At 62.8% G+C, this 19,795-nt stretch carries 14 protein-coding genes; 8 read left to right on the forward strand and 6 right to left on the reverse strand.

What is annotated here, in order from left to right:
• Window positions 1–131: 131 nt before the first annotated feature.
• Both ASD47_RS26580 and ASD47_RS28155 read left to right on the forward strand, forming a co-directional pair.
• Complete coding sequence (locus ASD47_RS26580; RefSeq protein WP_155856858.1) at window positions 132–476, forward strand: hypothetical protein; 345 nt, start codon at window positions 132–134, stop codon at window positions 474–476.
• Between the two features lie 256 nt (window positions 477–732).
• Entirely contained in the window at window positions 733–1,215 is a 483-nt protein-coding gene (locus tag ASD47_RS28155; protein WP_369800269.1) for an SUKH-3 domain-containing protein, read from the forward strand.
• A 141-nt stretch (window positions 1,216–1,356) separates the two neighbouring features.
• Here the strand turns inward: ASD47_RS28155 and ASD47_RS07665 are convergent, their stop codons facing one another.
• The 3 genes from ASD47_RS07665 to ASD47_RS07675 all read right to left on the reverse strand — a co-directional run bounded on the left by ASD47_RS07665 (window position 1,357) and on the right by ASD47_RS07675 (window position 3,808).
• The gene (locus tag ASD47_RS07665; RefSeq protein WP_056753945.1) at window positions 1,357–1,821 is read right to left on the reverse strand and encodes a hypothetical protein; all 465 of its coding nucleotides are present in this window, start codon (window positions 1,819–1,821) and stop codon (window positions 1,357–1,359) included.
• A 98-nt stretch (window positions 1,822–1,919) separates the two neighbouring features.
• Window positions 1,920–2,459 (reverse strand): T6SS immunity protein Tdi1 domain-containing protein, encoded by a 540-nt coding sequence (locus ASD47_RS07670; RefSeq protein ID WP_156402159.1) that lies wholly within the window; start codon window positions 2,457–2,459, stop codon window positions 1,920–1,922.
• 326 nt (window positions 2,460–2,785) lie between these two features.
• The gene (locus ASD47_RS07675) at window positions 2,786–3,808 is read right to left on the reverse strand and encodes an IS110 family transposase (protein WP_056753950.1); all 1,023 of its coding nucleotides are present in this window, start codon (window positions 3,806–3,808) and stop codon (window positions 2,786–2,788) included.
• A 277-nt stretch (window positions 3,809–4,085) separates the two neighbouring features.
• Here ASD47_RS07675 and ASD47_RS07680 point away from each other — a divergent pair, with 277 nt between their 5' ends.
• From ASD47_RS07680 to ASD47_RS07695, 4 genes are all read left to right on the forward strand, one after another.
• A complete protein-coding gene (locus ASD47_RS07680; RefSeq protein ID WP_056753953.1) occupies window positions 4,086–4,439 on the forward strand; it encodes a hypothetical protein in 354 nt (117 codons plus the stop codon).
• A 3-nt stretch (window positions 4,440–4,442) separates the two neighbouring features.
• Window positions 4,443–7,451, forward strand: coding sequence for a DUF4132 domain-containing protein (locus ASD47_RS07685; RefSeq protein ID WP_056753956.1), 3,009 nt, complete (start codon window positions 4,443–4,445; stop codon window positions 7,449–7,451).
• Between the two features lie 169 nt (window positions 7,452–7,620).
• On the forward strand, window positions 7,621–8,577 hold the full coding sequence (locus ASD47_RS07690; RefSeq protein ID WP_156402160.1) for a helix-turn-helix domain-containing protein: 957 nt from the start codon (window positions 7,621–7,623) through the stop codon (window positions 8,575–8,577).
• 130 nt (window positions 8,578–8,707) lie between these two features.
• Window positions 8,708–10,411, forward strand: coding sequence for a hypothetical protein (locus tag ASD47_RS07695; RefSeq protein WP_056753962.1), 1,704 nt, complete (start codon window positions 8,708–8,710; stop codon window positions 10,409–10,411).
• Between the two features lie 3 nt (window positions 10,412–10,414).
• On the opposite strand, the gene ASD47_RS07700 is transcribed toward ASD47_RS07695, so the two are convergent.
• From ASD47_RS07700 to ASD47_RS07710, 3 genes are all read right to left on the reverse strand, one after another.
• Window positions 10,415–11,806, reverse strand: a complete 1,392-nt coding sequence (locus tag ASD47_RS07700) for a hypothetical protein (protein ID WP_056753965.1) — start codon at window positions 11,804–11,806, stop codon at window positions 10,415–10,417.
• Between the two features lie 86 nt (window positions 11,807–11,892).
• Complete coding sequence (locus ASD47_RS07705; protein WP_056753969.1) at window positions 11,893–13,413, reverse strand: hypothetical protein; 1,521 nt, start codon at window positions 13,411–13,413, stop codon at window positions 11,893–11,895.
• A 155-nt stretch (window positions 13,414–13,568) separates the two neighbouring features.
• A complete protein-coding gene (locus ASD47_RS07710; protein WP_156402161.1) occupies window positions 13,569–15,215 on the reverse strand; it encodes a hypothetical protein in 1,647 nt (548 codons plus the stop codon).
• A 316-nt stretch (window positions 15,216–15,531) separates the two neighbouring features.
• Between ASD47_RS07710 and ASD47_RS07715 the strand changes: the two genes are divergently transcribed.
• Both ASD47_RS07715 and ASD47_RS07720 read left to right on the forward strand, forming a co-directional pair.
• The gene (locus ASD47_RS07715; RefSeq protein WP_056753975.1) at window positions 15,532–17,850 is read left to right on the forward strand and encodes an AAA family ATPase; all 2,319 of its coding nucleotides are present in this window, start codon (window positions 15,532–15,534) and stop codon (window positions 17,848–17,850) included.
• On the forward strand, window positions 17,843–19,723 hold the full coding sequence (locus ASD47_RS07720; RefSeq protein ID WP_056754192.1) for a UvrD-helicase domain-containing protein: 1,881 nt from the start codon (window positions 17,843–17,845) through the stop codon (window positions 19,721–19,723). The genes ASD47_RS07715 and ASD47_RS07720 overlap by 8 nt, the downstream gene beginning before the upstream one ends.
• Window positions 19,724–19,795 lie beyond the last annotated feature (72 nt).

The following is a 19,795-nucleotide window of genomic DNA, read 5'->3' on the forward strand; positions in this document are numbered from 1 at the left end:
CCCTCAACGAAGCGGCTCAACTCCACCTCCCGACTGCTACTCCAGCATCAGGATTCTAGCCGATTTGGCGGTGTTTTCACACAGCCTCGACCCGTTGCGGAAGCTGGGGTCTGTCGATATCGGTCATCGATATGAACGATCATTCGAGCGACTATCGCCACGACTTCTTCATTCACTCGCCTGGGCCACGCCCCCCTTTTGGCAGTGTCGTCGATCACGTCTATGGGCCTGCCGCCAACGTCGATACTGATGGTGACAGCGATCCGGCAAGTTCAACTGAATGGACGTGGCTATACATGCAGCTTCGACCTAGGCAGGGCGAACCGGTAGTCGAAGTGACGATGATCGATGAGATGGGCAGCGTATTGCGCGTGGCATCGGATGACTTGGCGCTCGCAACGCGAACCGCTGAATTTCTGGCTCTGCAAACAGGCGGTGCGCTGGGCCGGCGCAGTGCGCCGGCTGAGATCCGCTAACCACCCCGAACAGACCGTCGCCCTGTCCGCTAAGGGGCATCGTGGCCAAGGTCCGGTTTCTGGCGCCGGGCTCATTTCCGGACCCGACCCAGAGCGGACTCTTGGCTCGCAGCTGCCGTCTCACTCGCAGGCCATCTGACCACCAGACGCGTCTGCGTTAAAAGCCTGTAGATGTGTCGCATCGCAGTTGGGCTATACGGAATTGCTACGCCTCAGCGGATTGCCTTGGCCTATGAATGATCTCCCGCCCGACTTGATGGAGCTCTTTATTCGGGCTGGATGGAAACCTGGCCGACGCGTTGAGCCAGCGATCGTGCCGCCGCCAGGCCATCCCGCCGTCGAACTTCTCCAGAGCTTTTCCGGCTTGCGGATTGGAGAGTCGAAATCCGGTATCGAGTGTGCGGCAGGAGACGTCGCTTTCACTTCCAAGGCCTCTACCACGCCAGAAATCCGAGCGATCGAGCGGCTGTCGGGCGAGCGGCTCGTTGCGATCGCCCGAACACATCAGGACTACGCCATTCTCTACATTGGAGACTCGGGGCGCTGCTTTGGGGCGTGCGATCTAATGGAGGCGCCGTGGCTAGACGGGGAGACCTTCGTCGATGCGATACGGTCCATCATCACGGGACGATGCGTTAGGCCAATCCTGCTGCCGGGTCAGGAAAGCGCTACGGTCTACGGATACGCCTACAAGGCCGGTGATCCACGCCTGTACGATGTCAGCGGCGGTCGCAGCTGACATCAACGGCAACGTCCGCCCTCCACCCCCTAGCTGACCTTCACCCAGTCCGCTTCCGGGCATGGCTCCCAAGGTCTGGTTGCCGGCACGGCGCCAATTTCCGGACCGACCCGAAGCGGACCCGGGAGTATTGCCCTTTGCCTATCGAGGGCGTCCTCCAGCCCTCAGCGCCGTTTCGAGAATCTCAGACGAGGACATCAGGCGAGCGTCATCGCCGTCGCCGAAATAGTCGCCCGGAAAGAAGATCAGGTCTCTGATTTTGCGGTCTCCGGTGCACACCTGCAGGCATGCGAGCCAATAGTCCCGCTGCAGCTCGTCCGCGCTTGTGACGCCACACACGCCGTCGACCATCTCCAGCATCTCTTCTTCGGTCACATCCGATGGTGGCTGATCCCAGGCGACGAGCTGCCGCCTGGCAAAGATGTCGGGTCCAACCGAGCCAAACCCGTCACGGACGGCGAAGCCGTGGATGGGGCGGCCTACAAGAACGCCGAGCTGCCTGAGAGGCGCATCGTAGTCGGCCCCAGCCTCATACAGAGCGTAGATTTCGCGCCCTAACGCGAGCGCTGTCGACAAGCGCGGGTCATTGGCTGTTGGGTCGAGCAAGTGAGATCTCAAGGCGCGCTCCAGTCTTCCAGAGAGGCTAGCCATGCCAACGTCTGCTTGCCACCCTGACCGGACGACGGAAAGGTCCGCTTCCGGGCCTAGTCGCTGACCGTGAAGCCCGTAATCGGAGTTCCTGGGGGCAGGTCCTTAATTTGCCGGTGCAGTTGGCCAGCAATACTGATCTTCACCACGATCAGGGTCTTGGCGAGGTTCTCCGCTGAGCATTGCCCCCCAAGGGCGGGCGGAACTGCCCAATCGAGGCATTCTCCCGGTCCCAAGTTCAATCCGCGCCTTCCAGCGGCCTGAACCCAGACATCGCCGAGAAGCTCATCCCGATAGTCGTCGTCTCCGATGGCCTGAATAAAGGTCTCATGGTCCTTGGCGACGACCCGGAGCGTGCCCTCAAGCATATCCAGCATCACGATCCCATCAGACGTCCCGAAGAAGAGGTCGCCAAATGCGCCTATGAGGGCGACCTTTGTTTGGGGCGGGGAACGCCATTCCCAATCCGTCAACGCCCTTTCAATGTCAGGTGCGGGCACGTCGAGGACGAGTGACGGATAGCGTTGCCGGACAGCCTCGGCTAGCGGGACGGCTTTCTGCAAAGGCGTAGGATGCCCGAATAGACGCTTAAACATGGCTTCGCCCCTGAAACTGAGCCGCTAGCGAACCATGGTTCGATGTCTGAAATCCACCCTGTGTGGACGGCTCCCTGTCGGCAAGGATGTTCTTGAGCTACCTGCAGGGCTGGTCGGTGCGGCCATGTGTTCGGCCTGTCGATGCGGCGCTGAAGGGCCGCGGGCCATAATGCCTTGATCGCGCGTGCCGGGTCCCAACCATTCTCACGCACTCAAGGTGCAGGGTGGTAAAGCGGGGTCTCCCGATCCGGCGGTTTCAACCGTCTTTCTGCATTAGCTCCAGTTCGCCCTTTCCAACTTCGTGAGCGCGATCTCCCGCGCGTGGCTTAGGCGGCGAGCGGCTCGTGATAGCGCTCGCCGGTCATCATCATGGCCCAGACGGTGCGGGCCGTCTTATTGGCAAGCGCAACGGCGGCGATCTTCGGCTTCCGGCGAGCCAGGAGCTGCTCCAGCCAGGGACGCCCTCTTGCCGATTGCTTGGCGTAGCGGATCACCGACATAGCGCCGACGACGAGCATCTGACGCAGGTAGCGATGGCCCGCCTTGCTGATTGAGCCCAATCGCTCCTTTCCGCCGCTAGAGTTTTGTCGTGGGACCAAGCCGATCCAGGCGGCCAGGTCCCGGCCCGATCGGAAGATGTCTGGATCGGCGACTGTGGCGACCAGGGCGCTGGCGAGCAGCGGGCCAACGCCGGGGATCGTCATCAGCCTTCGCCCGAGGTCTGTGCTTCGAGCATCGGCCAGGATCCTGCGATCGTTCTCTAGGATCTGCGCCTTCACGACGGTCAATTGAGCGACAAGCATTTTCAGGCAGGTCCGCGCGCCGGTCGGCAGGCGGTGATCTTCAACGTCCGCGACGACCTCTAGCAGTTGCTCCAGCCCCAAACGGCCTATCGGCGCGACTATCCCGAACTCAGCCAAATGAGCCCGCAGCGCGTTCGAAAGCTGGGTGCGCTGGCGACTCAGGATCAGCCGCACCCGATGCAACATCATCGCGCTCTGCTGGTCGGGGGTCTTGATCGCGACGAACCGCATCGTCGGGCGGGTCACCGCCTCGCAGATTGCCTCCGCATCAGCCGCGTCGTTCTTGCTGCGTTTGACATAGGGCTTCACGTACTGCGCCGGCATCAGCTTCACTTCGTGGCCAAGCGCGACCAGCTCGCGAGCCCAGTGGTGCGACGAGGCGCAGGCCTCAATGCCGACCAGGCACGCTGGTTGTTTGGCGAAGAACGCCAGCAACTGCGAGCGCCGGATCTGGCGCCGAACCACGACCTCTCCGGTCGCATCTACCCCGTGAACCTGGAACACCGACTTGGCGAGATCCAGACCTATCGTAATCACCTGACCCATGGCTCTCCTCCTTCTCTGGAGCAGCTATGCTCCCGTGGATGGTGAGAGCCGTCCACAGCATCATTCTCAGAAGTTCGGAAGGTCTGCCTCGGCGGCCGGGGCGCGCCAACAGCAGACTCTCGGATCGCTCCAGGAACACGACGTTCAGGCAGACGCTCCAACGGCGATGAACGGCCCCGAGCGGAACCATGCGCGTCTATCCTGCTAGCCGCGCACCGTAAGTTGCAAGCTTGGCGTTAGCGTCTAGATTGGCGCTCGGCCACAGTCGGAGCTTCGCGTGCAGACCATTGCCTTGTTCGATCAGCAGGATCTGGGCGTACCGACGCCCGTCGGCACCCTGCCCTGGGCCGACCGCATCGAGATCCGGGCCCGCGACTTGATCGCAGAGCGGGTGATCCTCGAGTGGGAAAACCGGGCGGCCGTCGATGGAGAGCGTCCGCAGTCGGCGCTGGGCGTGGCCCTGACCGACAGCCGCGACGCCGTCGTCGCCCGCGCCTTGGAAGCGTTCGAGCGCGGCCGCTTCTTGCTGCTGGCCGACAATCGTCAGATCGAGACCCTGGACGAGGTCATCGCCTTCGCGCCAGACGCGACGGTGACCTTCCTGCGCCTGACCCCGCTGCGCGGGGGCTGAACCATGTTCAAGGCCCTGTTCAACCTCGCCGCCAAGGCGTCGAACCCTGGCGCGCGTTTGAAGGCGATGATCGCAGAAGCCCGCAAGCCCGGAGGCGGCGAATTCGCGATGCATCAGGCGCTAACGGCGCTGTCGGACCTGGAGAAGGCCGTTCTCTACGACACCCTCGAAAGCTGGTGGGACGACGTGCGCACCTTCGCCCTGACCTACGAGGGCCGGGAGATCACGAACTCGCCGGAAAACCACCTTCACCAAGTGCTCAACCACATTTCCCACTTCGCCTACACCTCACCCGATCGCGCACTGCTGTTCCTGCGCGCGGTGGCTGCGGGCCTCTTCATCGGCAGTTACTACTACGACACCGGCGCCGAACAGATCCTCGAGCGCCTTGCCCAGTCGGGCCTCGTGCTGGATCCGCCTCCGGATCGGGGCCTGATCGAGGCATGCGAGGCGAGCTTGGCCCTGCGTCCCCAGACGATGGCACAATACCTGTCCGCGCGGGCGAACTTGTACCAGATCGCCGGCCTCGCCGCGCCTGCCCCGGCCGAGGATTTGGCCGCGCTGGACGCGATCATGGTCGAGGCGCTGACCTGGGGGCGTACGCTAGAGGCCTGGCGCGATCGCCTGCTGACGTCGACGCCGGACGGACGGCCGCCGATCGAGTTCTGGAAGCCGACCGTCGCCCAGGTGATGGCTCTTAATCCGCCAGACGGAATCGAGGCGTTGATGGCGGCGACCTTCAAGCACCCACCGTCTCTGCCGCTCGAACCAGAACTCGTCGTCCAGTGGCGGTTCCAGCGCTATTTCGGCGACGCTCGCTATCGCCTCATCACGGTTGACTGGTTCCAGGAGCGAGCCCAGGCGTGGCAGGCTTGGAAAGCGGCCAATCCGTTGGAGGCCGGCGAGCCGGAACTTGCGCTTCCCATGTCGGGCTCCGACCTGGAGCGTCTCTGGCTTCTGGCCGAAGCCGCCCAGGGCGCACGGCCTAGCGGCAAGTGGCTGAAGGCCGCCGAGGCCCTGGCTGGCGAAATCGGTCGCGACCGCACGCGGACCCTGCTGCTTGAGACCCTGGCGGGTTTGCGCACGCCCCAGCATCTGCGCAAGGCGCTCGCGGCCTGGCGGCTGCCCAGCGAGTACGAAGCGCTGCGGCGACGCGTCCCGCCGGCGGTCGGCTCGCACCCGGCCAGCGTGCTCACCCGCATCGCCTACTACGAGGCCTATATGTTCTGGCTGCTGGATGGCCGGACGACGACCGAGGGCAGCCTGCCGCCCCCACCACTGCAACTGGCGGATACCGATACGACCTTCGCAAAGGGCGCGGCCTGGATGCTGGCCGCTTGGCCCGACGACGAAGTGGTCGATGCGTTGGAGCGCGCAGCCCAAAGCGTGCTGACCAAGGTTCCAGGCGAATACTACGGTCCGCGGTACCGTTCTCTGGCGGTCGCAAACGCCTGCGTCTGGTCGCTGGGCCAGATCGGCTCGGTCAGGGCGGTAGTGGCGCTGGGCCGCATCAAGCGGGCCGTGCGCGACGAACGCCTGGCCGCCCAGATCGACAAAGCCATGAGTGAGGCCGCCCAGGTCGCCGGCCTGCCGGTGGTCGACTTGGAGGAGTTGGCCACCCCGACCTGCGGGTTGGAGGAGCCGGGCCGGGTCGAGCACGTGCTGGGCGACCATGTTGTCTCGTTGAAGGTCGAGGGCGGTCGGGCGCGCCTGGGCTTCGCCACCGCTGCCGGCAAGCCGCTAAAGTCGCAGCCGGCGGCCTTGAAGGGCGACGAGGCGGCGGCCGAGGAGATCAAGGCCCTCAAGCAGGCCGTTGTCGAGATCGACAAGACCCTGCCGCTGCTCAAGCAGCGGCTTGAAGACAGCTATCTCTCCGGGCGCAACTGGTCGTGGGACGACTGGCGCTCGCGCTGGCTGGACCATCCGCTAGCCGGCGCCCTGGCGCGCCGGCTGGTCTGGCGACTGGAGAGCGCGGGCGAGCCCCGGCAGGTCGCCTGGGACGGCGAGGCCCTTCGCGACGGCCATGGCGCGATCGTCGCAGAGCCGCCGGACACCCGCGTGCGCCTATGGCACCCACTGATGAGTCAGGACGACGAGATCGCCCACTGGCGCGGCTTCCTGATGGATCGGCGCATCGTCCAGCCCTTCGCCCAGGCCCATCGCCAGCTTTACCCGCTGACCCCGGCCGAACGCGAGACTGAGGTCTATTCCAATCGCTTCGCCGGCCACATCCTGCGCCAGCATCAGTACATGACCCTGGCCAAGTCGAGGGGGTGGAGCGCGCGTCACAAGATCTGGGCAGACACGCCCAATGACGATCCGACCTACAAGCCCCTGCCTGCCCACGGCCTCTACGCCCAATGGTGGATCACCTCGCCGCAGGACGACGAGCCGCCGGTGACAGACAGCCAGGCCTTCGTCTACGTCCACAGCGATCGGGTGCTGTTTGGCCGGCTGACCGAGACGGGCCAACGCGCCGACGAGATCGCGCTGGAGACCATCGATCCGTTGGTGTTCTCGGAGATCATGCGGGAGGTCGACCTGTGTGTGGCTGTTGCCTCGATCGGTAACGACCCGACCTGGGCCGATGGCGGCCGCGACGCCGCGGCGCCCAACGATTGGCGTCGCCGGGCCGACGACTATTGGACCACTCATGCCAACGCGCCGCCCGATGTCGGCTCCAAGGTGCGAGCCGAGGTCCTGGCCCAGATCCTGCCGTCCCTGGCCTTCGCCGACCGCTTCTCGCTCGACGGCCAAGCCTTGCGCGTCCAGGGCAAGCTGTCGGCCTACCGGATCCACCTGGGGTCGGGGAACATCATGATGGACCCGTCGGGCCGTTATCTCTGCATCGTGCCGGCCGGCCCGGCCGCCAGCGCCGCCGACGACGTCTACCTGCCGTTCGAAGGAGACCGCATGTTATCCATCATCCTGTCCAAGGCGCTGATGCTGGCGCGCGACGACAAGATCACCGACGAGAGTATCGTTGCGCAGATCCGCGCCGGGGGCAGCTGAGGCCGCGCCTCTCACGGGGCACCAGCGCCGATCTGCGCCAGTAGCGGAAGCTGGCCTTGCTCCATAAACTAGACCTTCGCGATCAAACTCGCGGAGGGCCACATCCGACCTTTTGCCAACGTTGGAGGTTGTCGAGCGGCTCCTGTCGGCTGATGCAAAGGAGCCCACCATGCGCAACGTCGGTGACTGGACAATCAAGGACCTCGAGGCGCTGATCGGTCAGGAAGAGGACCAGCGCCTTGAATTCAAGCAGTCTGCCAAGCTGCTTGGCGGCAAGTGGAAGTCGGAGCTGGCCAAGAGCGTGTCGGCGATGGCGAACGCCGTCGGTGGCGTCCTTGTGATCGGCCTGGCCGAAGACGCGACCAATCGGAGCGTGGCCGGCTCGGTCGATGAAGGCCTCGCTCTTGATCAGGTTAGCCCAGATCAACTCGGCCAAGCGCTTAACGCCGGCATCCTCCCGCACCTCGCGGGCCTCACAATCCGGCCGATTGACCTCGGCCAGGGCCGCTTTGCCTATGCGATCGACGTGCCTGGCGATGGTCCGCACGCGCCCTATCAGGTTCAGCAGGAGTATCGGTACTTCCAGAGGCAGGGCCGGGAAGCCAAACCCCTCCTCGACTTTCAGATCCGGGACATTATGGCCCGCCGGACCAAGCCGTCGTTGGAGGTCCGGTTCTCCTTCGGAGAAGCGGGGGATCCGGCGCTCTGGTTAGTGCAGGCGCACCTCTGGAACACCAGCGACGAGCCCGCTCTCTACTACGCTTACGACCTGTTCTACGACACCGCCATTCGGGGGCTCTCGGCAGGCGATGGTCCGACGTTCGTTTTCGTCGATCGCCGGGGCAAAGAGTATGTGTGCACTCGCCTTTATGCCCAGTGCGCTGTCCCCGCTGATCCGCCCTGCTACAAGGAGCGGCCGGTGAAGCTATTGGAAGAGCTTGTTCGGCTCGAAGAGGGCCAGATTTATGCCCTGGGGTTTCACGTTGCCTGTCCCGGCTGCCGGATGACCGGCGTCGGGTATGTTCGCAGACAAGGCGACGCGGTGAAGGTAGTCATGAACGATGGCACGCTCCGCATTCCCATCTTCGAGGATGGGGTGACCATCAAGGACGGCCGCATCTACTGACTTCGTAGAGACGATAGCTACTAGCTATCGATCTGAGGTTTCCCGGCCGTTTCGCAGCTCGGACACACCCACGGCGCCCGATCAAGCGGTGCTAGACTTCCCGGATGCAGCCGATTCCGTGGAGTCGCCGATGTCCCATCAGCGGGCGCTCAAGGTCCTAAGGCAGGTCGCCTATCCCCCAACCCAGGATTCCGAGGGCTGGTACGCCTCGGCCGAGGACGGGGTGGAATGGCTCAAATCAAACGCTGGTGCCGACTATGTCGTGCTGCGCGCCAGCCTCGGCTGCGTATTCGTCAACGCCGTACTGGCCCCGACCGACGCCCTGACCCCACCGGACGCCAAGGCCCTGATCGGCGCGGATCTGCGGCCCGACCGCACCTGGATCATCCAGCACGAATGGGGCGGCGATGGTTGCCGGATCTTCTTGGACGGCCCTGTACGCGGCCCGGGCCTTTCGTCCCTGAGCCAGGGCGAGGCCTTGGTCTTTCGCCGATCCTTCTCAGGCTACGGCCAGCACCGGACCACGACGGAAATCAACCAGCGGCTGGTCCACGCGCTCGACCTCTTCTTCCTCCCCGAACGGAGCGCCTGGTGTCGGCTCGACGAGCGCGGCGACCTGGAGGACGTGGTCATCATCGTTGACCAGGATGAGGAGGAGGATCGTCCGTTCGAGTCCATCGTGCTGATCAAGGCTGAGCCCCTGGCCGAATACATGGCCGTCAGCGGCCAGGCGCTGTTCTTCAAGTTCGACTTCACGCGTCTGGATCAGGCCAACTTCACCCACTGGGGCGACGGCCTGCCCAAGCGACGCGACGCGCCGGACCTTTTCTATCACCTCAAGATCGGCCCGGGCCGCGCCAGCTACGCCAATGGCGGCATGGTCGTCAGGACCGGCCTGACCGTGGAAGAGATGGTGCGCCGCGCCGAAGCGAAGGCCAACCCGGCCACGCGGCGCTACGAAATCTTCAAAATCGAGGATCGCAAGAACCAGGTCCTGGCCGAGGTGTCCTGCGACCCCGACAGCCTCTCCAACTATTTCACGCAGTCGGACAAGCCCTGGGAAATCTCCCCGGCCTATTTCCGGCCCGAGGTGCTGGCCCGCTTCAAGGCCGATCCCGAGAAGTACGAGCTGACCGAACGCACCATTGGCTGCCGCAATGCCTGGTACTTGAAGACCTACGACATCAACGAGGCTGGGCAGGTTCACACCTATATCGGCTACCTGGCGAGCCTACCCTACGAAGAGCAGCAGTACTGGAAGCTCTATAACGAGTGGCCCAAGGCCGGCTTGTCCAAGCGCGCGGTCGAAAACGATCTTCTGGGCCAAGTCGCCAGCGACCACGATCCACTGGCCGCGATCAAGCAAAGGGTTGCCGCTCTTGATCGCCAACGGCCGGCCTGGTGGAAGCCACGCGGATCGGAGCTGGCCGAACGCGTCCTGCCGCCGGCGACAACCGCCGCCAAGGAATGGGCCGACGAGATCCTGGCGCTCGATCAGCTGACCGTGGAGGGCTTCATCAAGACGCCACTCGTCGCCACGGCGACCAAGCTGGGCGTCACGATCGACGTGACATGGGCGAGCCTGCGGGTGATCGAGGCCATCCTCGAGGGTCAGGACCGCTCATCTGACGAGGCCAAGGCGATCGTGGCGCCGTTACGCCGGCTGCATCACCTCCGAAGCAAGGTGAAGGGCCACGCGTCCAACGAGGGCAAGGCCTTGGAACGCGAGGCCCTGGCCGGACACGGCACGTTTCGGGCCCACTTCCTGGCCCTGTGCGGCGAGATCGACGCCACCCTTTCGGCCGTGGTCGCCGCGCTGGCGGCCGTGGCGTGACACCTAGTCTTCGAAAGCGGTCTCGACATGGGCGGGGTGGTTGATGGCGAGGATGCGGTCGAAACCGCCCAGCTTGCCCGAACCCCAGCTCGACCAGGACAAGGTCACGCTCGCACCGTTGATCTCGAGGGTGCGCTGGTGCTGATCGAGCAGCCGGGGTGTCACCCGGGCGAGCGCGGTCTCGCCCAGCGCCCAACCGACCAGATGCTCGGCCAAGCCCTGCCAGAGCGCGTCGATCGTCACGTCGGGCTCCTGGTAGTTGACCGTCAGCTGCAGGCGTAGCCGAGTGACCCCCGCCTCGTGCCCGCTCACGATGTAGGAGATCGAGGGGCGCCGCATCCCCTTGCCGGGCCTGTAGGTCTCGGCTTCCGCCGACCAGGACCCAAAGGCGCGATGATAGTCGCCCGGCTTAAGACCCCTGTTGGCCAAAGCGGCCGCGGCCAAGAACGGCGACCAACCCGCCTTGGGGTCGACCGGCGGCGGATGCCGCGCCTTGCGCCGCACGGCCTTGATCTCGGCGATGGCGGCGCGCACGCCGGCCCGATCGTTGATGTCACGAAGCTTGATGTCGCGAACCAGGCGGCGGGCGCCGTCGAAGTCCAAGCCGAAGGCCGACAGCGCCCGGCGTTGCACATAACCGACGAGACGCCGGTCTAGGCCGCGGATGGCGAGGTTGGTCGCCTCAGTCTCGGCGGTCATCATCATGGCCAGACCCACCAGAAACGGGATAAAGGTAAGGGAGAGGACGATCGGATCGGCAAACTCACGCAGGTTATTCCAGGTCAGGAAATCCGTGGGATCTTTAAGGATGCCGATCAGGCTGAAACCCAGGATGCCTAGGCCCGCCCAGATCTGTAGCCGGGTCAGGGGTCTGATTAGGATGCCATGCTCGGACTGGCTCTTGGCCAGGACCAGCAGCATGCCGGCCAAGGTCAATACCGGGATCAGGATCAGCTCGCCCCAGAGCGGCAGCGTGTGGACCTCGCCCAGGAAGATGATGATTTCGGTCCAGGCGATCGCCTCGCCAGCCATCTTGCCCACGACCTTGGGATCTTTCGGAATCTCCAAGGCCTTGGAGACGGCGGTGAAACCAACCGTGATCCACCAGACCAGAGTGGTCTTCAGATTGGCCGCCTCCCAGGCTCCTAAAGCCCACAACGCCGTGACCATGCCCACCACGTAGACGGTCATGATCGCGAACAGAGATCCAAGTTTCGGCCCCAGCACGATCTTCAGGACGTTAACTAGGCTCTGGCGGACGTCGCGGCGACAGAGCCCCCAGGCCAGGAACAGGCCCAGATAGATCAGGGTCGCCCATTCTCGGCTGTTGAGATCAAAGCCGTAGTCGGCCGGATCGAATCCCCGGGATGATGAAGGGATAACGGGATGGGCCATGACACGCGGTGGGGAGCAAGACGCCCTTGGGCGGCGCCCTTGCAAGGTTGGGCCGAGCTTAGCAAAAAAGGTCGAGCTGTCGGCAGTTACTTCGGGGTGTTGATGATAACCGTGATCGGCAGATCAGATGCGGCGGCCTTTTTGATGGCGGCTTCCTTGGAGTCCTTCCACAAGGTGTAGCCCGCCTCGAACCCGCTGACCGCGCCGAACACCAGGCCGATGATCGCGAAGACGAAGACGATGACCTGCAGTTCCAGATTGGCGCGGGCGTTGGTCAGGTTGCCTTGAGCGGCGATGAAGGTGTCCAGCTCGCCGCTGGCGCTGGCCAAAGCCTCGATCCGCCCTTTCAGGTTCTCCTGGACCCAGTTCTGCAGGACCCAGCGGGTCTCCTTGGCCCGAAAGCGGCGGATGACAAGATCGTAGCCGCTGCGTCGCGCGCGCATGTCCTGCTCGGCGAAGGTCTTCAGTTCGCGGGTGAGGGTGGCGGTGTCGCCCAGGATCGTCGTCAGGCGCTGAAGTCGCTTCAGCACCCGCAGCGGAAAGGGCGACGAGAAGAGCCGCGCGGCCTGGTCACGGGCCTGGTTGACCCGCTGGGCGTAGACATTGACGACATCCAGGAGGGCCCAGCGCGTGAAGCTCTCGCGAAAATCCTCGTCAGCCCCCAGAATGAAACGATCCTCACCAGCGCCCTTGTTGAGGCGGTGAACGCTGCCCTCCAGGCGCTGGCGACTGGCGGCCAGGATCGCGTGGGTTCCGAGATCCTCCAGGTGGACCGGATGCGGCGCGAACATGACCGCGTCCTCCGTGTCCTCCTGTTCGAAAATCCAGTGGGAGAACACCGCGCCGGCAACCTCGCTGATCTTCGACATGGCCTCATCGCCGCGCTCGAAGAGCGGAAAGTTGTCGCCGATCAACAGCTCGCAGGTCGGAAGGCCACCGGCGTTGCCTTCACAGAACACGCCCGGCGCATGGGCCTCGAACCAGGCGGCGATCTGCGCGCGCCAACGACGCCGGATGGCGTTAATGGCCTCCATACGGGCCGCGCGCGGATCGATCGTGGTGAAGAAATCACCCTTGCTGCGGACATGGCTGACATAGTTGGCGCGCAGCGCCGCCTCGATCTCCCCACGCCCCTGCGGCTTGAGGACGAAGAACACGGCCAGGCCGCTGATCGACGGGGTCAGCGCCACCATCTCCCCCACCGCCGAGGCCGCGAAGTCCGGCAAGTCGGCATGGTGGCTGACGGTGGAGTAACGCCCATCGGCAGGTCGGTTGAACCACACATTGTGGTTCCCGCGACCGCCCTCCTTGCGCACGGAAGACAGCCAGGCCACCAGGCTCCGCTCAGCGCCGCGTCGGTGCTGCTGGGCCCATCCCTTCTTGCGCATTTGTTTGAGCGCGCCCTCGATATTGGAGGGCGTGAAGGCCTCGAAGGCCCAGATGCCCTCGACGGCCAGATGGCTGTCGGCGGGGGGCGTCAGTTCCAGGTTCTCCTCGGCGTCACGCGGAACCTGATGGGCCAGGATCGTCTTCGCATAAGGTCTTTGGATCCGGTCGCCCGATACGCGCCCTAGCCAGTCCCAGGCGCGCCGTCCCGCTCGCCGCACAGCGCTCCAAGGCCGGGACCTCGCCACAGAAGAGGTCGGCTTCGGCGCCTCGGCCGCTTCTTGCTCTTCACTAGGGTCAGGAGCCATGAGCCTCTCCGCCCGCGAATGGGGTCAGGGATCGTGGAGAGTTGCCGGACCTTGTGATCATGTCAGGTTCAGGTGTCCGCCGGCGGATCAGGGACATGCGGCCCGCGCTCGCTCGCCTCCGCCCCAAGCAGGTCGGCCGTCTCGTCGTAGGGCGCGATATAGTAGCTGACGGCGGCCAGGCGATTAAGGGCGCCCTCGACATAGGCCTCAAAGGTCTCGCGCGAAGGCCTCAGGCAGCTGACGTCGATGACCTTCAAGTCGCGGCTACGCCATTCGATGCGGTCCCCACTTTGCGTTCCGACCATTTCGGCGAGCACGACATAAGCGACCAGATGCTCGGCGACCTTAAAATGGTGGCAGCAATGGAGCGCCACCACCTCGGTTGGATCAAAGCCCGTCGCAAGGTCGGTCTCGATCTTCAGTGGGATGATCCGGCCCGGATCGCACAGGAGGTTACCAAGGTCCTGGATCGGACGTCGGGCGGCGTCCAGGGCCCGGAAGGGCAGGATCGTCGAGGGACGGCCGGCCCGAGAGAACACCTCCCGTGCGGCGATCGCCAGGGCGGCTGCGCGGCCCAACCGCCCCGCCGCGGCCTCGCCGACGTCGAGACCGACAGTCCCGCCGACCGACCCCGGCAGGGTGTCGGGGTGGATCTCCAGACGGCGGGGCGCCTGCCCGGTCAGCGCGGCCAAGAATCCATAGATTTCGGGCCAGTCGGCGACGCTCAGCAGCTTGTCGGGCAACCCGGCCTCAACGGTCAAGCCGACCTTAAAGTCGATCTTCTCAGCGTCGGCGCCGATTTGGCCATCCAAGGTCAGGGCGAAATGGTCTGTCCGGATCAGCATCTTGCCGCGCCCGGGCGCAAAAAGCTGCTTAGGCGGGATGACCATCTGTCCCGGCAGGCTGAAGGGGCTTGGCCGGTCGGGATGTCGGATCAATAGCCTGCAGGAGTCGGCGGGTTCCATCGCGAACTCGAAGGTCCCCGCCTCGCCGAAATCCTCGATGGGCAAGGCGATGCCAAACCGCGTTTCGATAGCGGCCACGTCGGTGAAGTCGAGCGTGCGAAGACCAAGAAATCCATCGATTATCGCCTCGTTGTCGGGCGCGATCAGCTTGCCTTTCAGGACAAGGCGGACGTCGTCGAACCCGAGGTCACGAAGTTGCGTCTGCTTGCGCATCGCGTAGGTTTCCATCGACGGGCCGATCGCGGTCTCCAGCGTCTGGCGCACCGCCGCAGCGTCCGGCGCCAAGGGCGAGAACCACTTGGCGATGCCGAAGCTCACCTCGATGGTGTTGGTCGCCTTCTCCGTCACGCTGGCCTCGCGCAGGGCCTTGAGGACATGAGCCAGAAAATCACCTTCGAGGTGGGCGATACCGGCCTTGGCGATGGTGAGATCCTGGCGGACCTTCAACACCACGACAAAAGCCGGCTTTAGGTCCTGGGCCAGGTGCGCGATCGACGATAGCCGCACGCGGATGGACCGGCTCTCGGTCCACACCGTCTTGACCTGCACCAGGCAGGATTTGGGGCTGGGTTGCTTGTCGTGGGAACCGGCGCTGCCGGCCTCACGCCAGTCGACGACGAGATCCCAGCCCTTGCGGTCCCAGGTCGAAGGGTTGGGCACCAAGCCAGCGTCGATGCAGTAGCCCTCGAACGCCTTTTCGCCCTTTTTCCCCAGCTGATCAGAATCAAGCGGCCTATCCATGCCGGCCAAATATCGCGTCATTCCGGCCAAGCTTCCATAGGCCTAAGTGTACTCGGAGGCTGCCCTGGCGTGCCGAGGCCTCCATCAAGCCCATATGCCTTTTGTCGCCTCGTCGAGGATCGTGCGTCGCGTCATGCTTTCTGCTGCGTTGGTGGCTTTCGCTCTCTCCCATCGCTTGCCCGGGGCCGCACCCGCTATGCACTGATCGCCGACATCGCACGCGCTATCGGCCCTGCCGCCATCCGCATGAGTGCAAGATCAGTCAACCACCCCCAACGGTTGCGAATTTGCCCTTGAAGCCTATAGTCAGTTCGAGGGGGCGCTAATGAAGATCGACTTCATCGAGATTGGGAACTTCCGGAAGCTGCAATCAGTTCGTATCGACCTAGCAGAAGAGCGGACGATATTCGTCGGCGCGAATAATTCTGGAAAGACCTCGGCCATGGTTGCTCTGAGGTTCTTTCTTATGGAGCGCGCCCGATTCTCGATCAACGACTTCACCCTAATCAATTGGCATAAGATCAATGAATGGGGCGAAGCATGGGATGCGGCTTACGAAGCCAAGCAGCCCCTTCCAGCTAGCCAATGGCGGGAGCTGGTCCCCACACTCGATATCTGGCTATCCGTTGCCGATACCGAGTTCCACTATGTACGCGGCATTCTGCCCAACCTCGATTGGGACGGCGGCCAACTCGGCGTTCGTCTCGTGCTGGAGCCGAAGGAAGCTGCTGCGCTCCAGCAGGAGTACGTGACGGTCCGCGCAGCCAACAGGAAGGTTCAGTCGCAGGCAGCAGCCGCCAAGCCCGAGGGAGCTCAGAACGTCGAAAAGGCGGTCCAGCTCTGGCCGGAATGCCTTACCGACTTTCTGGCGAAGCGCCTGGGGCAACTCTTCAAGATCAACGCATATGTACTAGACCCGGACAAATGCAAGCCGACGGAAGTAGGCATCGCCGCGTTGCAGGCGTTAGCTGACGAAGCGGAGCCGCTGGACAGCAATCCGCTCAAGGGTCTGATCCGCGTCAATGAGATTGGCGCCCAGCGCGGTTTCGGCCAGGCCGACGACGACCGCGATGAAGATGATGATGCGGGCGGCCCCTCCCAGACTGGAAATCGACGCCTTTCTGACCAGCTAAAGAAATACTACAGCGCCCACCTCGACCCCTTCGAGTTGCCAGACGCAAAAGATCTTCACGCGCTAGAAGCGATTGAAACCGCTCAGCGAGCGTTTGATGGCCGCCTGAAAGAGGGCTTCGCCGACGCTATCAAGGAGATGGAAACGCTGGGCTACCCGGGCGTCACGGACCCTCACATTGAGATCGCCACGCGTGTGCGGCCAATCGACGGCCTCAACCATGAATCAGCCGTTCAATACGTCGTTGCCAAGGGCGCAGCGGGCGTAAAGGCGCTGGCGCTGCCCGAGTACTATAATGGTCTCGGTTATCAGAACCTCATCTCCATGGTCTTCAGGCTGATGAGCTTCCGCGACGGCTGGATGAAAGTGAAAAAGGCAGCTTCCAAGGCGGCCAAGCTTCCCCAGGACGAGAACGCGGAAACGACAATCCCGCCACTTCATATTGTCCTTGTCGAGGAGCCAGAGGCGCACCTTCATGCCCAGGTTCAGCAGGTGTTTATTCGGCAAGCGTATAAAATACTTCGGAATAATGCAGCATTGGGAGCAGACAGAGCGCTCAACACTCAACTCATCGTTAGCACGCATTCAAGCCATGTGGCCCACGAATGTGAGTTTTCATCGCTCAGGTATTTCAGGCGGCTACCGCCTAGCTCTGGCATTCCGACTTCTTGCGTAGTCAATTTGACAACGGTTTTTGGAGAAGAAGACGAGACGAAGCGGTTCGTCACGCGATATCTTAGAACCACTCACGCCGACCTTCTATTCGCAGATGCAGCGGTCCTCATTGAGGGACCTGCGGAGCGAATTCTTGTTCCTCACTTCATTCGAAAAGAAAAGCGTTTTGAACGTTTGAACGAAGCCTACGTGACTTGGCTGGAGATTGGCGGAAGCCATGCTCATCGCATGCGAACCCTCATCGAGCGCCTCGGCATTCCGACTTTGGTTATTACTGATCTCGACGCCGGAGACGAGGACGGCAAGAGCGTTTCGCCAGTGCGTGGCGCCAAGCAAAGCACACGCAATACGACATTAAGAAAGTGGTGCCCGGAAATCGAAGAACTAGACACTTTGATCGACCTTGCAGAGCCAACGAAATGTAAAAAGTACGACGCCGAGAACTTCTCCGTCCGGGTCGCTTATCAACATGCAATGAAGGTCGAATTTAAAGAACAGGCAGCGGTCGAGGCGCTTCCCTATACATTCGAGGACGCGCTTGTTTACGAAAATCTCGACCTATTTAAGAACATCAAAGGCGCGGGCCTCGTTGCCAAATTCAAGGGCGCTGTTAACGACGCGGCCAGCGTCGCCGAGCTTTCGACCAAGCTTCACACCATCCTAAAAAGCGGCGGAAAGGCTGCATTCGCGATGGACATGCTGGAAGTCGAGGGCGATTTGGCGCTGAAGCCTCCGCGCTACATCGACGGGGGCCTGACCTGGCTTACGGAGCAGGTGAAAATCCGACAGGACGCTCTACTTGGCGGGCCACCCATTCCGGAGGTTGCCGGTGTCTGACGCGCTTGTTGCCGACAATTCGCACCTCGACGACGGCACGGACGAGCAGATCGCACGGTGCGTTGATCTCACACAGCCTCGTAGCTTCTTCCTCTTCGCTGGGGCCGGTTCAGGGAAAACGCGGTCGTTGATCAACGCGATCAACGTCGTCCGCGAGAAGAGTGGCGATGTCCTCCGCCGTCGCGGTCAGAAAATCGGCATCGTCACTTATACTAATGCGGCGTGTGATGAGATCGTGCGTCGAGCCGAGTTCGACCCCGTTGTGCAAGTGTCTACAATCCACAGCTTCGCGTGGGCGCTTATCCAGGGGTTTGACGAGGATATTCGCCGCTGGCTCGCCAATGATCTTGCCCGATCAATCGCCGAACTAAGGGCGGAGGAGGCAAAGGGGCGGCCCGGCACAAAGGCTTCAGCAACGCGCCTAGCAAGCATCGCATCCAAGGAGCGCCGCTTACAAACGCTCCCGACGATCCGGAAATTCATCTATAGCCCGACTGGCGACAACCGTACGCGAGACTCGCTGAACCATGCGGAAGTGCTCGGCATCACGGCAGCATTTCTGACCGACAAGCCAACGTTACGGAAAGTGGTCGTCAGCCGCTTTCCATTCATTTTCATCGACGAGTGCCAGGACACCAACAAGGCGCTGGTCGATGCCATGTTCGCCCTTGAGCAGGCCCATCGCGGTTCATTCGGCCTGGGTCTGCTCGGCGATACGATGCAGCGCATCTATAGCGACGGCAAAGCGAACATCGAGGGCAATCTTCCGGGGGAATGGGCCAAACCCGCCAAACAGTTGAACCACCGCTGTCCAAAGCGTGTCGTCCAGCTCATCAATCGCGTGCGCAGCAGCGTTGATCGGCAGGAACAAACGCCCCGCACTGACAGTCCGGAGGGTATTGTCCGGTTTTTCTGTCTTCCTGCCGACACGCCCAGTAAGCCCGAGGCGGAGGCCAAGGCGGCGGCGCTTATGGCTGAGATTACCGGCGACGAGGCGTGGAAAAATCCGACGGACCGGAAAACCCTCATCCTTGAGCATCACATGGCGGCCACAAGGATGGGTTTCACGGGTATTTTCGGCGCTCTCGCTGGCGTCGGTGATTTTCGAACTGGGCTTTTGGACGGTACGCTGCCCGCAACGTCTCTGTTTGCGAAGACGGTATTACCCTTCATCAACGCGCACCGGGCGGGTGACAAATTTGCGCTTGGAAAAATCGTGCGCGATGCGTCGCCGCTGCTGCGCAAAGATGCGCTGAAAGCGGCCCCTGAACAAAAGGCGCAACTCGATCTTGCGCGAAAGGCCGCCGATCTACTGGCCCAACAGTTCGACGGGAAGGACCCCACGCTGCGAGAAATTGCCAGCGTGATCGCGGAGACGGGCTTGTTCGCAATGCCCGAAATCATCGCCAACGTCATAGCAAAGAAGGCGAATGGGACCCCTGTCGCCGATGCCGAAGATGAAGCGGCCGACCCTCTCCCGGAGCGCGTCGCGGCGATTGAAGTATTCCTGGAGTGTCCGTTTTCTGAGATCGGACCGTATGCAGAGTACGTGTCAGGGAATTCCGCGTTCGATACCCATCAGGGCGTCAAGGGTCTGGAGTTTCCGCGTGTGTTAGTAGTTATCGATGATACCGACGCGCGCGGCTTCATGTTCAGCTACGACAAATTATTCAGCGCTCCGCATGTTGGCAACGACGGCATCGGAGACAAAGAGTCCACGGCGGATCGCACGCGTCGCCTGTTCTATGTGACATGCAGTCGTGCCAGGGAAAGCCTTGCCATCGTTGGCTACGCCGCCGAACCTAGGAACCTAGCGAGGCAGTTAGAGGCGACCGGCTGGTTCGAGCGCGACGAAATCGTTCTGGGGATCTAAAGAGCCGAAGGGCTCCTGAGATCCAAGTTCGCGGCGGTGTGGCGCTTCAGCCATGGCCAACGAAAACAAAAA

It is taken from the genome of Caulobacter sp. Root1472 (assembly GCF_001426985.1).
In the GTDB taxonomy this organism is placed as follows: Bacteria; Pseudomonadota; Alphaproteobacteria; order Caulobacterales; family Caulobacteraceae; genus Caulobacter; species Caulobacter rhizosphaerae.